This is a genomic window from Scytonema millei VB511283 (genome assembly GCF_000817735.3).
Classification (GTDB): Bacteria; Cyanobacteriota; Cyanobacteriia; order Cyanobacteriales; family Chroococcidiopsidaceae; genus Chroococcidiopsis; species Chroococcidiopsis millei_B.
In genome coordinates this window covers 189,520-204,972 of the sequence record NZ_JTJC03000003.1, presented here as the reverse complement: position 1 = coordinate 204,972, position 15,453 = coordinate 189,520, and the positions used below count along the sequence as shown (strand labels likewise).

Below are 15,453 nucleotides of genomic sequence, written 5' to 3'. Positions count from 1 at the left end.
TCTACTCTCCACCCCTCACTCCCAGTCTTGGTAACGAGAAGAAGAACGTTGCTCCTTTATCTATTTCTCCTTCTGCCCACACTCGCCCACCATGACGGTGTATGATGCGCTGGACATTAGCTAATCCTACTCCCGTACCTTGAAAGTTGGGGTCGCTGTGTAGGCGTTGAAACACTCCAAACAATTTATTTACGTACTGCATATCAAAACCGATACCGTTGTCTCTTACGAAAAATACCACCTCCTGAGACTCTGATAAAATTTGACTCCCAATAGTAATTTCTGTCTGCGAGTTTAACTTAGTATATTTAAGCGCATTTTCAATAAGATTTCGCCATACTAACCGTAACATTGACGGATCGCCCTGGACGCTCAGTAAGGCTTTAATCTGCCAGGAAATTTGGCGTTTCTTAGTTTCTATCTCTAGTTCTTGCAATATTTCCTGCACCAGTAAATTCATATCAATATTGGTGAAGCGCATTTCTATGCGTCCCATTCGAGAGAAGGATAATAAGTCATCGATCAACTTCCCAGCTAATTGAGTCGTTTCCACAATGATATTGAGGTAGCGCTGACTCGTTTCATCTAATGTGGTGTTGGATTTAATTCGCTTTTGCAGTAGATCGACAAATCCAGCAATGTGACGCAACGGAGCGCGGAGATCGTGGGAGACTGAGTAGGAGAAAGATTCTAATTCTTGGTTGGCAGCTTCAAGTTGCGCTGTGCGCTGTCCAACTCTTTCTTCTAAAGTTGCGTTCAGTTTATGCAAAATTTCTGCTTGTTTGCGCAGTTTGTGTTCTAAATGTTTGCGTTGGGTGACATCGTGTCCCACTGCATATAACAGTTTTGATTCAACGTCGGGTACAGAACTCCAAATCAGCCATTTGTAAGAACCATCTTTACACAAAAAACGATTTTCAAAGTTGACAGTAATAATTCCAGTCGAGAGTTTTTCAACTTCAGCGAGAGATTTTTCCCGATCTTCTGGATGAATCAAATCGATGTATGGTGTCTGAAGAATTTCCTTTTGAGTAAAGCCGAGAATGGTTTCAAAAGCAGGATTGATCCGCTTAAAATAGCCATCTAACCCAGCGATACACAGCATGTCTAAGGAAAGTGTAAAAAACCGATCGCGTTCGATTTCAGCATGTTTGCGATCGCTAATATCTAAAATAAATGCGACTGACTGTTCCCGATTTTCCCCCAGCAAGGCGTAACCCAGCATCACAAAAACCCGCGCCCCATCTTTGCGAATATACTCTTTTTCATAGGGCGTACAAGTTCCCTTAGCTCGTGCTTCGGCAATTTTCTCGGCATCCAAGGCTGAATATTCTGGAGGAGATAAATCGTCCCAGCGCACCCTACCCGCCTCTAAATCGGCACGGGTGTAGCCAATAATGTGCAAAAAGGCATCATTGGCATAATTTATTCCTCCATGAATGTCTCCGTATAAAATGCCGATGACATCCGATTCGACAAAAAGTCTTAGCCTAGCTTCACTCTGACGCAAGGCGTTTTCAGTCAACTTGCGATCGCTCACATCAGCTGCCATGCTGATAACCATTCGTCTACCATCTGCCAAACGACCCAAGGGAGCAGAACTAAAATCCCAAGTCCTCTTTTCTCCCTGCTTGGTAGTAATTATGAATTCTCCTTCTTTTAACCTTCTATCTAGGCTGTATAAGCGCTCTATAGCTGCTCTAGCTGTATTTTTCGCTTCTCCATAAGCTTTTTCCGTCCAAGCAGCAATTGTGGGAATTTCATCAGCAGTGTAACCGGATAATTCCGTCCAAGCTTGGCTAATTTGCACGACTTCGCCATCTTCGGCATGGATAACGATCGGAAATGGTGCGTTGATAACAGCACGGCGAAAACGTTCTTCACTCTCGCGTAAAGCAATTTCAGCTTGTTTGCATTCTGTCAAGTCGATAACAAAGCAAGCACTATAGCCATTGTCTCCACCCTCAATTTGAGTAATTCCAAGCAGGATCGGCACGCGAGTCCCGTCTTTACGAATATATTCTTTTTCAAACGGAGAACAAGCACCATATGCTTGAATCTCTGCGACTCTCTGTCGATCTAATGCTTCATACTCTGGTGGTGTCATGCGATTCCAATACAGCTTTCCTGCTGCCAACTCAGTACGGGTGTATCCCATCATGGAGAGAAAAGCATCGTTGGCTTCAAAAATTCGCCCGCTAAAGTCACCAAAGTAGATGCCAATGATGTTTGATTCTACGATCTGTCTGAACTTGGCTTCGCTTTCCTGTAAAGTTGTTGCTGCACGTTGGCGATCGCGATCTATTCGGTTCAAAGATCTGGCATTGTGCCAAATTACACTGATATAGACCGCAATTAACAATATTACTAGCAGGGCGATTGCAAAACCTGGATCGTAAAGTTGCCATCGGTATCCCTGCAAAACCAGCCAACCTAAAATTATTGGAATTGCGATCGCGCTAGGAGTCAGACGACGTGCAACTATGCCCCCATTCAATTCGCTTGTGACAACTGCCATAAAACCGCGATCGGGATATACCAACAACGTACCTGCACCAAGCAAGAGAAAAGTTATTGCCGTGAGCAGACTCATTGATGTGGAGTAGACAATAAACTGATAAAACACTTCTACGCCATAGGCATATCCTATAAGAGCGAGTAAGGCAATTAAAATCACAGCAAGACTTAAAGCTTGAGTCAAGAAAACGCGCTCCCCTCCTGCTCCCCTTAAAAAGGGGGGTGAAAGAGGTGGGCTTGTCTCCCCTGATAAGGGAGATGAAACAGACTGACTTGCCCCCCTGTTTAAAGAGGATGAAAGAGATGGGTTTGTCTCCCCTGGGAAGGAGGATTGATTTGCCCCCCTTGTTAAGGGGGGTTGGGGGGATCGCAACAGCCACAGCACGCCGCCCAACAGGATAAAATTCAAGGCAGTATTATCCGCCATGCGCCCAGGATAAGGATTTGCTGGAGACTTAGGTAGATCTCGAAACAGCAACTCATCAATCCCCAAATTCCAATTAAAGACGTATTGGCATAGAGTAAGCAAACCAATTAAAGCGACAGTAGCAGCACAAATTTTGGCAATTGGGGAGTCGGGAGTCGTTATTCTAGTAGGGGCGCACAGCTGTGCGCCCCTACCATTGCCAATAAACAAAGACACGCCAGCTAAAATAAAAGCCACGGCTGCATTCGCTTTCATCGTGGCTGTGCCTGGAATTACGCTTTTGAAAATAGCAATATCAAATATCCAGCCAATCAAAGTCAGACAGCCAACACCAACCGCGATCGCGCTAGCGACCCTCACCAACAATTGACTGTGACGCAAGTTAGCCATATGTTTCTGTTTCAGGTTGAAAGCGATCGCTTGCTATGCCAAAACAGTGTCACCATTTCTTCTCACTCCAACGCTGACAGAAACACGCTCCCTCTAAAACTTAACTTAAGGGAGACAGCCACCCTGAATAAATCTCTCCCACGATAGATATATTCAGTTATCAGTTATCAGTTATCAGTTATCAGTTATCAGTTATCAGTGACTCCTGACCAGTTAACAATCCACTACACCCCACACCCCACACCCCACACCCCACACCCCACACCCTATCTACTACTAGCCACTAGCCACTCACAAATTACTAACAACGATTACAGCCAATTATCGTAATTGGATTTAATTCACGATTTTGAAAAGCTCTACTTATTAAAGCGGTGCGATCGCCGTTAAATTTAGCCTTAGAATCCAAGCTAAACAATAATCTTTTTCAATAAGACGAACTGATTCTTGTAATAGTATGTAAAACTTGACTTTACCCTAAGAGAATTTAAACCATATGATTCAATTTATGGAATAACAACGTATCGTAGGTTAAAAACAGGTGATTTGAGCTAATAAGTAAAACTAGACAATAGCAGTCTTTTATTATCTAGTAATTTTGTATGCCGCTGTGTCAATTAAGACCACAAAAAACAACTACTTAAGAGCAAGTAAGATGGAATGGTATGGGAAATGATAACCGTATAGCAGTGCGGAAGGTATTGCTCATTACCCTACTGCTGAATTTGAGCGTGACAATACTCAAAGCAATCCTGGCTTGGTGGACTGGTTCTCTCAGCTTGTTTTCGGATGCTTTACATAGCGTGACAGATAGTAGCAACAACATTTTGGGGCTAGTTGCCAATAACCTATCTTCTCCAGAACCGGATCGCGATCATCCTTACGGACATCAAAAATTTGAAGCGATAGGAGCTTTGGGAATCGCGGGTTTTATTAGCATTGCAGGTTTTGAAATTTTACAAACAGCTATAGAGCGAATGCTTAAAGGTACAGAGCTAGTTAAGGTTTCTGCACCAGAATTGTGGTTGTTGCTGATCGTATTGGGCGTGAATATTTTTCTTGCCTATTACGAGGATGGCGAAGGGCAACGATTAGGCAGTCCGATTTTGATTGCTGATGCCAAACATACGATGAGCGATGGGTGGATTACGCTCACGGTATTGACGGGATTAATTGGCGTTTGGCAAGGACAGGAATCGGGTATTCCTTTACTACCGTGGCTTGATGTAATTTTGGCTTTTCCCGTCGCTTTTTTAGTATTTAGCAGTAGCTGGGAAGTTTTGAAAGATAATTTACCTTGGCTAGTCGATGAAATCGCGATCGCACCTGAAGAAATTCACGCGATCGCCATGTCCGTACCAGGAGTCATCAACTGTCACGATATCGCCTCCCGTGGCGTAGTCGGTCGGCAAGTTTTTATTGAAATGCATTTAGTCATCTACTCGTCTGACATTGAAACCGCCCACTACATAGCCGAAGAAGTAGAAGCACGGATGCGAGAACGATACGGATCGGTTAGAGTCGCCATCCGCGTCGAACCACACAATTGTCAATCCGACCAAATCAGCTACGAGTCAGCAACAGACTGATTTACAAGTCGTAAGTCGTAAGTCGGAATTAACTGCTCGGGCGCTCCCCGATCGCTGTTAACTGATAACTGTTAACTGTTAACTGACAACTGACTAACCGCTTACTCCCAAGTCGCAACAGGACGTAGGATCTCAGGAATTTTTTCTTGAGTCGGGGGAAATTCGAGGATAGTTTCTCGCAAACCCAGATAACCCGATTCACTGAAGGATAGTAGCATTCGCGCCAGAGCAAACCAAACTTCTGATTCATATTCCCAATCGCGATCGCGCACCGATCTACCAGCAATGGAACGCAGCGCCCAGAAATAGCTGTTCCGAACCACAGAACCACCTTTTTTATAAGTCGGTACGTCTTCGCGGTGGAGAAATAAAATCGTATCTTCAATTTTTGCTCTCATAGAGTAGGGGATAGGCATTGAGGAGTAGGCATAATACTTTAAAGAAGAAAATTCGATGCTTAAAATACTTCATCCAGTTGATATAAATTAGCAATTACTGTATGGTTTTTGAAGATACATATTGATAATGGTAAGGCGATCGCTAGAAATTGCAAAATGTTTTGCCTGTGTGAGTTGTATGGCAAATATCAGTAGCTCGAAAATTCTATGACCATCACCCTCGCCCAATCAGATATTTGGGAACTATATGAAACTACTGATTTTGTAGAAACAGAACTTTCTGACGATGTTTTACGAAGTGACGGGTAAAGCCCCCCAGTTGTTGGGTAACGGTAGTTTCTGGGAAATCGATTTGTGTGAAGGGATCGGGCTAGGAATCGATACTTGGAAAAAACCCAACGCCTGTAGTATTGCCTGTGAAGAACGGCAGCATGAAGTAGAAATGACTCTATGGATTCCAACTCGCCGTCAGAATAGCCATTACACCTTGTTTGGCAGTGGCATTGCACCAAAGGAAGTCTGGGAATCTCCTGCGAATGAAGAGGGAATATTTCTATCTGTTGGTTTTGAACCCGATCTGCTCAAGCTGCTGTATGGTAATAGCTCCGGCGAGCTACCATCAGAACTACAAATACTAATTAAATCGAACGATTGGCAACAATGTTGGCGCGATCGCCTCATCGCTCCTGTGATGCACGCCATCGTGCGGCAAATTCAAACTTGTCCTTATCAAGGACTGACAAAACAGATCTATCTGCAAGGGAAAGTGCTGGAGCTATTGGCACTTGGGATGGAACCGCTACGACGGGAACGAGCTGCAGTCCGAGAGCGTCTGCTCAAGCGCAGCACGGTAGAGCGGATTTATCAAGCCAGAGATATTCTACGACAAAACTGCGCTAACCCTCCATCTGTTCTCGATTTAGCCCGACAGGTAGGACTAGAGCATATGAAGTTGAAGCGAGGTTTTCGGCAAGTTTTTGGCACAACACCCTTTGCTTACTTGCATACATATCGCTTAGAACAAGCACGATTGTTATTGCAAGAAGGTAAATTAAGCGTGGCAGCAGTAGCTAACGAAGTCGGTTACTCTCATCTGGGGCATTTTGCCAAAGCTTTTCAAGACAAGTTTGGCATTACGCCGACAGAGTGTCGTTTGGGTGAGCGTATGTGTAGTTAAAAAGAAATTATGCTTCACCTGCCTGGAGAATTTGCTTGGCAGATAACTCTAGCAAAGAAAAAGTTTGGGAAACGAGACGTTCATCGCCCTGATAAATTGCTTCTTCATATAACCCATCTACCAAGGTTAGCACCACAACGCGATCGCCTTGGGGATCGACAATCCAATATTCAGTAATACCTCGCGCTGCATATTCCGATCGCTTGTAGCGGTAGTCTCGGTCTTCGTTTTCTTTACCTGGTGATACTACTTCCACTACCAAAGCTGGCGGCGGCATGTCGGGCATAATAATACTACGAGCAGTCCCAGCGAGGGCAGCAGCTAAATCCTCCGTTAGCACCATCAAATCTGGCACTCGCGATGTGGCACGGAAACCACTGACTACAATTTCTGTTCCCCGACGCAGCAATCGTCCTGGAATCAGTTGAGCAAATGCCAACAACAAAAAAATGGCGATCGCATTGTTCAAGTCACTCTCTGACGGCATCTCAACTAGTTCCCCATTCACCAACTCATAACGCTTATCTGTGCCGTCACTGTAGGTCAGATATTCCGCTAATGTGAACTGCCGAGCCGTTGTGGTCATTTCATCGATCTCAAGGATTCGCTTTACGCTCAATTCTAGCGTATGGATAGCAGACTCTAAATTACGTCAAATCAAATAGGTAGCGATCGCCCAACTCCTATAAAACTCCTCCTGTAGGGATCGAAATTGCTCCTCTAGGGATAGACGAACCCCTCCAATTCACCTAGACTATCTTCACTGGAGATAGTTGCCAATATTTCTCTATAAGCTTTGTTTAGTGTGAGTCGATGAGGAGTGTGAAGGTGAGGAACTGGAAAGCGATCGCTTTTTGGGTTAGTTTAGCTGCTGTCGTACCGTTATGGAGCGAACCTGTTTTTGCTCAAGTGAGAACGATTGCAGAATTACCACCTGTGTCTTTGAGTGCTAAAGAGCTTTTGGCTCAAGAGGAAGAAAATAGTACGATCGCTCAAGTAACGGGGGTGAAACTCAATCCCACTGACAAAGGGTTACAAGTCATTCTCGTCACTCCAGAAGGGCAAAAATTGCGATCGTCAATTGCGCCAGAAGGAAACAATTTAGTTATTGAGGTACCAAATGCAGTCTTGGCTCTACCAGATAAACAAGAATTTACGGCAACTAATTCAACCGCAGAGATTGCACAGGTAAAAGTCACACCTTTGAGTGCTAACAGTATTCGAGTAACAATTACTGGAGCAAAACAAGCACCGAATGCCGAGGTAATTCCTAGTAGACAAGATTTGGTGTTGAGTGTCAGCCCTCAAGCAACCGCTCAAACCGAAGAATTAGAAATGGAAGTTGTCGTTACCGCTACCCGCACGGAAGAACGAGTTGAAGATTTACCTCGTACAGTAACAGTAATTGACCGAGCAGAGATTGAAGAACAAGCTAAAGGCACTAACAGTTTGCAGGATATTCTCAACTATACCGTTCCAGGGTACGGCGCACCTGATTATACAGATCGATTTAATGCCAATTTAAGAGGTCGAACTCCGCAGATTTTAGTAGATGGAGTGCCGCTAGGTTCTAATATTTCTAACATCACAGGCTTGACAAGCATCGACCCTAGCACTGTCGAACGAATCGAAGTAGTCAACGGTGCGACGGGAATTTATGGTGCTGGTGGTAGTGGCGGTGTCGTTAATATTATTACCCGCCGACCAGTAGAAGGGTTTGAATCAACAGCTAGATTAGGTGTTTCTGCTGCTTTAGGAAATTTGGAAGGGGATAGCTTTGCCTACGAGTTGGGTTACGGCATTGCTGGCACAGAAGGTATTTTTGACTACAACCTTAATTTGGCAACCCAATTCAACAATCAATTTTACGATCCCCAAGGAGATATTATTCGCCAAGAAAATTCTACTTTTGCAGGATCGGAACGTCTCAATGTTCTCGGTAAGTTGGGAATCGCTTTAGGGGAAGAGCAACGTTTACAATTCTCTGTTAATCACGCTCGCGATCGCAGAGAAATTGATTACATTACCGATCCGATTACTAGAGAAATTCCAGGCAGACAAAAAATTCGGGCATTGAGAGTCAATCAAGATTACGTTGATTCTAGAGAACCTGGAAATCAAAATACTATCGCTAGAGCTAACGGCTAATGGCTAATGGCAATTAACAATATGGCTTTCTACTCTTGCGATCGCATCCGTTCTGTCACGGTTATTTCGCGGACAAGATTCTGAGTTTTCTACTATAAGAGTCGTTTTCTCAACAACCAAAATACAAAACCAACGAGGACACCAATTGCAAGACTGAAACTGAAAGGGTATTCGCAGATGTCAGTTTTACTAAAAATATCCTTGCAATCTTTTACAGGCTCTTTTAGTAAAGATACAGTTGCTACACCAGCACCTACAACAGCGACAATCTCTTGAAAGTTGCGATCGCGTGCGGCTTTTTCGACTTCTATATGACTGCGGATAGCGTTAATTGTATCTTTTAAAAGTTGCAAGCCGAGTTGCATATTTTCGATATCTTTATTAATTTGCAGTAAGTATTTTCGATTGGCTAGATTAATAAAATCTTCAAATAAATCTAATTGATTATCTTTACCTACCTTTTCTTTAATAAAAGTCAAGCGAGTTTGATAGTCAGATAAATTAATTTCAATGACTTGTTTTTGAAAAGAAAGTTTTAGTAAGTCAACAGTATACTGTTGAAGAATATCGTTAATATTATTTACAATTTTTCGAGAAGTGGTAAAATTTTGCTTATTGTGCCAATAGTTATCTCTATCAATGATTTTTCGATTCTCTTCAATCTTTTTATAATGATGAATCAAAGATTCTTTGACTAGACGACTTTGCCAATAAGCCCAGATAATTTTATTTCGATAACAAAATAATCCCATCCAATCTGTATAAAAGTTTGCAGCTTTTTCGCCACTCTCTTGATTAGGATAAATAGCAATTACAATATGGCGATCGCTACTTTCATTTTGAGCCAGATTCCGCGGTCGCCAAAATTCAAAAATACTGCCACCTAGAAAAGTACCTTTACCTTTTTGTTGCAAATTCTTATCGTTAAACAAAGCGTGATAACAATCTTGGGCAATATCTTCAGGATTTTGAAATGAATCTTCTGGTAGAAAACCAGAAAGTATCCAGGTTTGTCCAATTATTGCTAGTTCTCGATTTAGTTGGCTTTCAATTTCAGTTTTGAGAAGTTTAAAACATTCAGATGGTTGAGGATCGGTTTGATTTTTAACAGAACAATCAATTTGCAAGCCATAAGTATCGTTCAATCTGACAGGATAGTAGTATCCTTCTAAATCATCGTTTGGCTTGAAGTCAATTTGAGCGGGTTTTGTAAGTTCTTTATACTCAGTTTCACCATCACATTCCTCGATTTGAGTACCATCTGGTAGTTGAGACAAAAAGTTTTCTTGATTCTTGTCTATTTCTTCCTGAGTTGCGTTAAGAGGACTTTTTAAGGCATATAGAAATAGATCGAGAGTGGGATAGATTAGGTTGCTCATAAGCTGGTCAGAATCTAAAATTGTTTAATTGGATAGCTCAAAGTAAAAATTCCTTTACTTTCTCCAAAAAAGTTGCTTTTTTAACTGTTTCCTCTGGGGTTTCAGAACTGCCAACAACGATGACAACATTATTGAGTTGGTTTTCGTAGCCGCTAGCTTCGGATTTGGGTTTATAGCCTTTAGTCATAACAGAATCGCGAACAATTAGCTTGTTAGTTTCAGCTTCGGTAGGAAGTAAGTCTTGCGGAATTTCTTCTAAATTCTCCAAGCGAGTCTTATAAAATTGATATAAACGATTTAATTCACAATTAGCAGCAATCATCTCTAATAGAAGTTTTTTAGTATAGTTTTTCCAAGCTTTCGGTTGAGTGTTTAATTGCTTGGCAACTTCCTTGAGTTGCTGTTTTTCTAGTTCGTTTAGGGAACTTTTTAAGTCTTGGAACGCTAGGAGAAAAGCCATCATAGTGTTGTCAATTTTTATATTCATAAGTTTCGACCTCAAAATTACTACTGCTTAGTATAAACGTAGAAAAGCTACGCGATTACCGAAGCCAGCTTGTTAAGAAATCTTAAGAAAGTTGATCAAAGCATTTTGTAGCTTTGGTATTGTATATTTTTTAACTATGGAAGTTGTTTTTGAGTCAGCAAGATGCCTACTCCACAATTGGGTAAGTGGGATTAAAATTTTTACTTGTTACTAACATTTTTACTAAGCTCAGTATTTACACGTTGTGCTAAAGTTAATAATATACTCGATTTTAAGTTCTTGATTTAACACAACTAGAATGAAGATAAAAAATCAAGAAATGAAAGGGGGTAAAATACCACTTTCTTGCATAAATTAAAGTAAAAAATTATACGATTTACGCTTGTGACAGACTTTAATATTTTTAATCTAAAATTGTAGTATTTATAGATAGCTTTTCCGTAAAAATGAAAGCAGATGCTGAAGAATAACTATAACCTGTGGATTGCCCGCAGTTTAATCTAAAAATCCTAAGCGTTATTACGGTAGGAAAATGGCATTAGAATGGGCAGCTCAAGTCATTGGGATTAAAGACTATCCAAATTACACTACTCTATCGCCTCTAACAGCAACAGCAGAGGATGCAGAAAAAATTGCTCAACAATTAGAACAATACGGTTATAGTACTTTTCGCGTTCAGCGTTTACCAGGAACCTCGAATCAGAAGGGAGAGAGTAAAATCGATCCTCAAGGGATGGTAAACATGAAAGAGTTGCGAGAAGCGATCGTCAATCTTTTCAATCCTCCTCAGCCAAATCCAATTCCAGAAACAGCATTATTCTTCTTTTCAGGACATGGGTGGTATCAAACTATTAATGGAAAGAAAGAAGTTTTTTTAGCTACTAGTGATGCATTACCTGAAAGAAACATCTATGGTATATCCTTAAGTTGGTTGGGAAAGCAATTGCAAAAAAGCCAAGTTAAGCGAGTCATTGTTTGGCTGGATTGCTGCTATAGTGGTGAATTGCTCGGATATATTCCCACAGACAAAGATTACTGTTTAATTACTGCCACTCGTTCCTATGAAACTGGAGTGGAAATTCCTCACGAACAGGGATTGTTGACACAAGCGTTACTTGAAGGATTAAATCCCCAAAACGATCCAGATGGGATTGTAAATAGCCACAAATTAGCAGATTCTATCGAAAAGCGAATGGCGCAAACAAGCCAGCGTCCCTTAATTGCTAATTCTCAACGAGCAATTTTGCTAACGACTAGATTACCTAAAAAAAGCTTTCAGGATAAATGTCCTTATCGTTCTCTGTCGTATTTTAGCGAGAATAAAGAAGATGCAGAGGTGTTTTACGGACGGGAAGCATTGACAAAGCAGTTAATTCAAAAGGTAGGAAATAAACAGCGCTTAATCACTGTATTAGGAGCTTCTGGTAGTGGAAAATCATCTTTACTCCGGGCTGGATTACTCTATGGACTGAAGCTAGGACAGGAAATTCCAGGGAGCGATCGCTGGATATATATTACTCCCTTTACCCCTAAAGAAACTCCTCTTAAAAATTTACTGGCTGCTTTTTCGCGCTCGTTTCCCGACCTTTCTTTGTCTCGAAATGCAACGGTAAATATTTTTCATCAGACGGTGGAGAAGTTAAAAGTACTAAATACACCTACCGTCTTGATTATCGATCAATTTGAAGAATGCTTTACCATGTGCAATGAAAGCAAGCAGAAAGAATTCTTTAAATATTTGAGAGAATTAATTGATAGTGTAGATACAATTTGTATTTTAATGGGGATGCGATCGGATTTTCGGGCAAGACTGCGAGAATATCCCCAAGTAGCTGAAAAGCTCGATAAACATTTCATTGTCGAACATTTGAACTCCCAGGAAATTGAAGCAGCTATTACTAAACCTGCCGATTTGGTAGGAGTAGGCATAGAAGGAGAGTTAAAACGCAAACTGATTGACGATGTTGAGGATTACCCTGGAAGTTTGCCCCTGCTGCAATATACCCTGACAGAATTATGGCGCGAGTCGAGACAGCAAGGAGAAAAGTTTCTTTATCTAAAAACTTATGAGGGTTTAGGTGGAATTGAGGGAACGTTACAAAAACGTGCAGATGAAATCTACAACAGTCTTTTAGCTGAAGAAAAAACTGTGGCGCGGCGAATTTTTCTAGAATTGACTCAGATGGGAGAAACGACGGATACGCGGCGGCGCGTGCGTTTACACGAGATGGCTAATTCCCATCATTCCCTCGAACTGCTGCAACAAGTTAGCGAGAAGTTAGCCGATAAAGATGCACGGTTAATTACAAAAACGGATGATGATGAATCCCATGATGTGATTTTAGATGTTGTCCATGAAGCTTTGCTCCGCCACTGGACGCAGTTAAATGAGTGGAAAAGAGAATATCAAAACGCGATCGCGATCGAACGCAGAATTGAAGCCTCTGCACAGGAATGGCAGGAGAACGATCGCAAACCTGAATATTTGCTTCAAGAAACAAGATTAGGTTTAGCAGAGGAGTATTTAATCAGGTACGGCAGTTTGGGGATGTTGGATGGGATAGCAGAGGAGTATATTGAGGAAAGTCAAAAACTACGCGATCGCCTACATCAACAAGAGAAAGAAAGCAGACGGCGAGAATTAGAAACAGCACGACAACTAGCACAATTCCAAAAAGAGGCACGTCAACAAGCAGAAGAACGTGCAGAAGAACAAGCTAAGACCAATAAAAAGCTTCGGAGTAGGGCAGTTGGTTTGGGAGTTGTATCTGTATTAGCTGTAGTTGCCGCAGGAAGTAGTATGGTTTTTTGGCAGAATGCTAAGAGGCAGGCAACCAATGCCGAATTAGGTGAAAAAGTTACCACAATAGATAATTTACTAGCGACAAAGCCTGTAGAGCGATTAGTTCTCGCCATTCAAGCTACTGGTCAAAGTTTATCAGAGCTGAACAGAGTAACGGCTGCCGTTGAATCTAGTTTATTGCAAGTTGTCCAAACCGACATCAGAGAACGAAATCGGTTAAGTTCGGGTTGGGCTACTGCTATTAGTCCCGATGGCGCGACAATTGTTACAGGTAGCTCAGACGGGAATTTACAATTATGGGATCGTAAAGGACAAGCGATCGGCAAACCTTTTGTCGGACATACAGATTCTGTCCAGTCGGTCGCTTTTAGTCCCGATGGCAAGTCGATTGTCAGTGGTAGTAGGGACAGCAGCGTGCGCTTATGGGATCTGCAAGGACAAGCGATCGGCAAACCGTTTGAAGGACATACGGGTTTTGTCTACTCAGTTGCTTTTAGTCCCGACGGCAAGTCGATTGTCAGTGGTAGTGGTGACAGCAGCGTGCGCTTATGGGATCTGCAAGGACAAGCGATCGGCAAACCGTTTGAAGGGCATAAGGGTTTTGTCTACTCAGTCGGCTTTAGTCCCGATGGTAAATCTATTGTTAGTGGCAGTGGTGACAGCAGCGTGCGCTTATGGGATCTGCAAGGACAACCAATTGGCGAACCGTTTGTCGGACATAGAAATTTTGTCCAGTCAGTCGGCTTTAGTCCCGATGGTAAATCTATTGTTAGTGGCAGTGGTGACAACACCCTGCGCTTGTGGAATTTGCAAGGACAACCAATTGGCGAACCGTTTGTCGGACATACAAATTATGTTTTGTCAGTTGCCTTTAGTCCCGATGGCAAGTCGATTGTCAGTGGTAGTGACGACAACAGCGTACGCTTATGGGATTTACAAGGACAACCAATTGGCGAACCGCTTGTCGGGCATACACAGCGTGTCTACTCAGTTGCCTTTAGCCCCGATGGCAAGTCGATTGTCAGTGGCAGCGACGACAACAGCGTGCGCTTGTGGGATCTGCAAGGACAAGCGATCGGCAAATCTTTTGTCGCACATACCAATTCTGTCTGGTCAGTTGCCTTTAGTCCTGATGGCAGGCACATTGCTAGTGGTAGTGGTGACAATAGCGTGCGCTTGTGGAATTTGCAAGGACAAGCGATCGGCAAACCGTTTGTCGGACACACAAATTCTGTCTGGTCAGTTGCCTTTAGTCCTGATGGCAGGCACATTGCTAGTGGTAGTAATGACAACACCCTACGTTTGTGGAATTTGCAAGGAAAACCCATCGGCAAACCGTTTGTCGGACATACAAATTATGTTAATTCAGTCACTTTCAGTCCCGATGGCAAGTTGATTGTCAGTGGTAGTGGTGACAACACCCTACGTTTGTGGAATTTACAAGGAAAAGCGATTGGCAAACCGTTTGTCGGACATACAAATTATGTTTTGTCAGTCGCCTTTAGTCCTGACGGCAAGTTTATTGTCAGTGGTAGTGATGACAACAGCGTGCGTTTATGGGATCTGCAAGGAAGACCGCTCGGTAAACCGTTTATCGGACATACAAATTCTGTCTGGTCAGTCGCCTTTAGTCCCAATGGCAAGTTGATTGTCAGTGGCAGCGATGACAACAGCGTGCGCTTGTGGAATTTGCAAGGGCAGCCGATTGGTAAACCATTGGTAGGACATACGGATTCTGTTTTCTCAGTTGCCTTTAGTCCCGATGGCAAGTCGATTGTCAGTGGTAGTCGGGACAACACCTTGCGGTTGTGGGATTTGCAAGGGCAACTCATGAGCATTCTTCAAGGACATGAGAATACAATATTCTCAGTCGCCTTCAGTCCCAATGGTAGGTACATTGTCAGTGGTAGTCAGGACAACACTTTGCGGTTGTGGGATCGAGAGCTTAAGGTCGAACAGTTGCTTAAAATAGCATGTAACCAACTGCGCGAACATCCCGTACTCGTTAAAGATAAAGGCGCTGGCGATACTTGTCTGAGATGGGGTGGCTGGAACGATCGCGAGAAAAAAGAATTTCAGGTGCGGCACGATCGGGCTTAGGGAGCGATCGCTCGAAGATCCATAAAACCACGATCGCC

Annotated in this window: 10 protein-coding genes; 5 read left to right on the top strand and 5 right to left on the bottom strand. The window is 42.7% G+C overall.

Annotated features, from left to right (window positions below; genetic code table 11):
- Nucleotide 1 precedes the first annotated feature (1 nt).
- On the bottom strand, nucleotides 2–3,334 hold the full coding sequence (locus QH73_RS12710; RefSeq protein WP_052289753.1) for a PAS domain-containing sensor histidine kinase: 3,333 nt from the start codon (nucleotides 3,332–3,334) through the stop codon (nucleotides 2–4).
- 198 nt (nucleotides 3,335–3,532) lie between these two features.
- Between QH73_RS12710 and QH73_RS28785 the strand changes: the two genes are divergently transcribed.
- Together QH73_RS28785 and cdf31 are read left to right on the top strand one after the other, a co-directional pair.
- The gene (locus QH73_RS28785) at nucleotides 3,533–3,664 is read left to right on the top strand and encodes a hypothetical protein (protein ID WP_286194103.1); all 132 of its coding nucleotides are present in this window, start codon (nucleotides 3,533–3,535) and stop codon (nucleotides 3,662–3,664) included.
- Nucleotides 3,665–3,999: 335 nt separating this feature from the next.
- Complete coding sequence (cdf31, locus tag QH73_RS12700; RefSeq protein ID WP_039714273.1) at nucleotides 4,000–4,923, top strand: CDF family zinc efflux transporter Cdf31; 924 nt, start codon at nucleotides 4,000–4,002, stop codon at nucleotides 4,921–4,923.
- A gap of 101 nt (nucleotides 4,924–5,024) precedes the next feature.
- Here cdf31 and QH73_RS12695 read toward each other — a convergent pair whose 3' ends face one another.
- Entirely contained in the window at nucleotides 5,025–5,321 is a 297-nt protein-coding gene (locus QH73_RS12695; RefSeq protein WP_039714272.1) for a hypothetical protein, read from the bottom strand.
- Between the two features lie 286 nt (nucleotides 5,322–5,607).
- Here QH73_RS12695 and QH73_RS12690 point away from each other — a divergent pair, with 286 nt between their 5' ends.
- Nucleotides 5,608–6,498, top strand: coding sequence for a helix-turn-helix transcriptional regulator (locus tag QH73_RS12690; protein ID WP_039714271.1), 891 nt, complete (start codon nucleotides 5,608–5,610; stop codon nucleotides 6,496–6,498).
- 7 nt (nucleotides 6,499–6,505) lie between these two features.
- On the opposite strand, the gene QH73_RS12685 is transcribed toward QH73_RS12690, so the two are convergent.
- On the bottom strand, nucleotides 6,506–7,084 hold the full coding sequence (locus tag QH73_RS12685) for a Uma2 family endonuclease (RefSeq protein WP_039714270.1): 579 nt from the start codon (nucleotides 7,082–7,084) through the stop codon (nucleotides 6,506–6,508).
- 242 nt (nucleotides 7,085–7,326) lie between these two features.
- Between QH73_RS12685 and QH73_RS12680 the strand changes: the two genes are divergently transcribed.
- On the top strand, nucleotides 7,327–8,646 hold the full coding sequence (locus QH73_RS12680; protein WP_165587688.1) for a TonB-dependent receptor plug domain-containing protein: 1,320 nt from the start codon (nucleotides 7,327–7,329) through the stop codon (nucleotides 8,644–8,646).
- A gap of 92 nt (nucleotides 8,647–8,738) precedes the next feature.
- Here QH73_RS12680 and QH73_RS12675 read toward each other — a convergent pair whose 3' ends face one another.
- Nucleotides 8,739–10,025: a hypothetical protein gene (locus QH73_RS12675; RefSeq protein ID WP_052289871.1), complete on the bottom strand. Its 1,287-nt coding sequence runs from the start codon at nucleotides 10,023–10,025 to the stop codon at nucleotides 8,739–8,741.
- 37 nt (nucleotides 10,026–10,062) lie between these two features.
- Nucleotides 10,063–10,512 (bottom strand): hypothetical protein, encoded by a 450-nt coding sequence (locus tag QH73_RS12670; RefSeq protein ID WP_039714269.1) that lies wholly within the window; start codon nucleotides 10,510–10,512, stop codon nucleotides 10,063–10,065.
- A gap of 532 nt (nucleotides 10,513–11,044) precedes the next feature.
- Between QH73_RS12670 and QH73_RS12665 the strand changes: the two genes are divergently transcribed.
- The gene (locus QH73_RS12665; RefSeq protein ID WP_132866999.1) at nucleotides 11,045–15,415 is read left to right on the top strand and encodes an nSTAND1 domain-containing NTPase; all 4,371 of its coding nucleotides are present in this window, start codon (nucleotides 11,045–11,047) and stop codon (nucleotides 15,413–15,415) included.
- Nucleotides 15,416–15,453 lie beyond the last annotated feature (38 nt).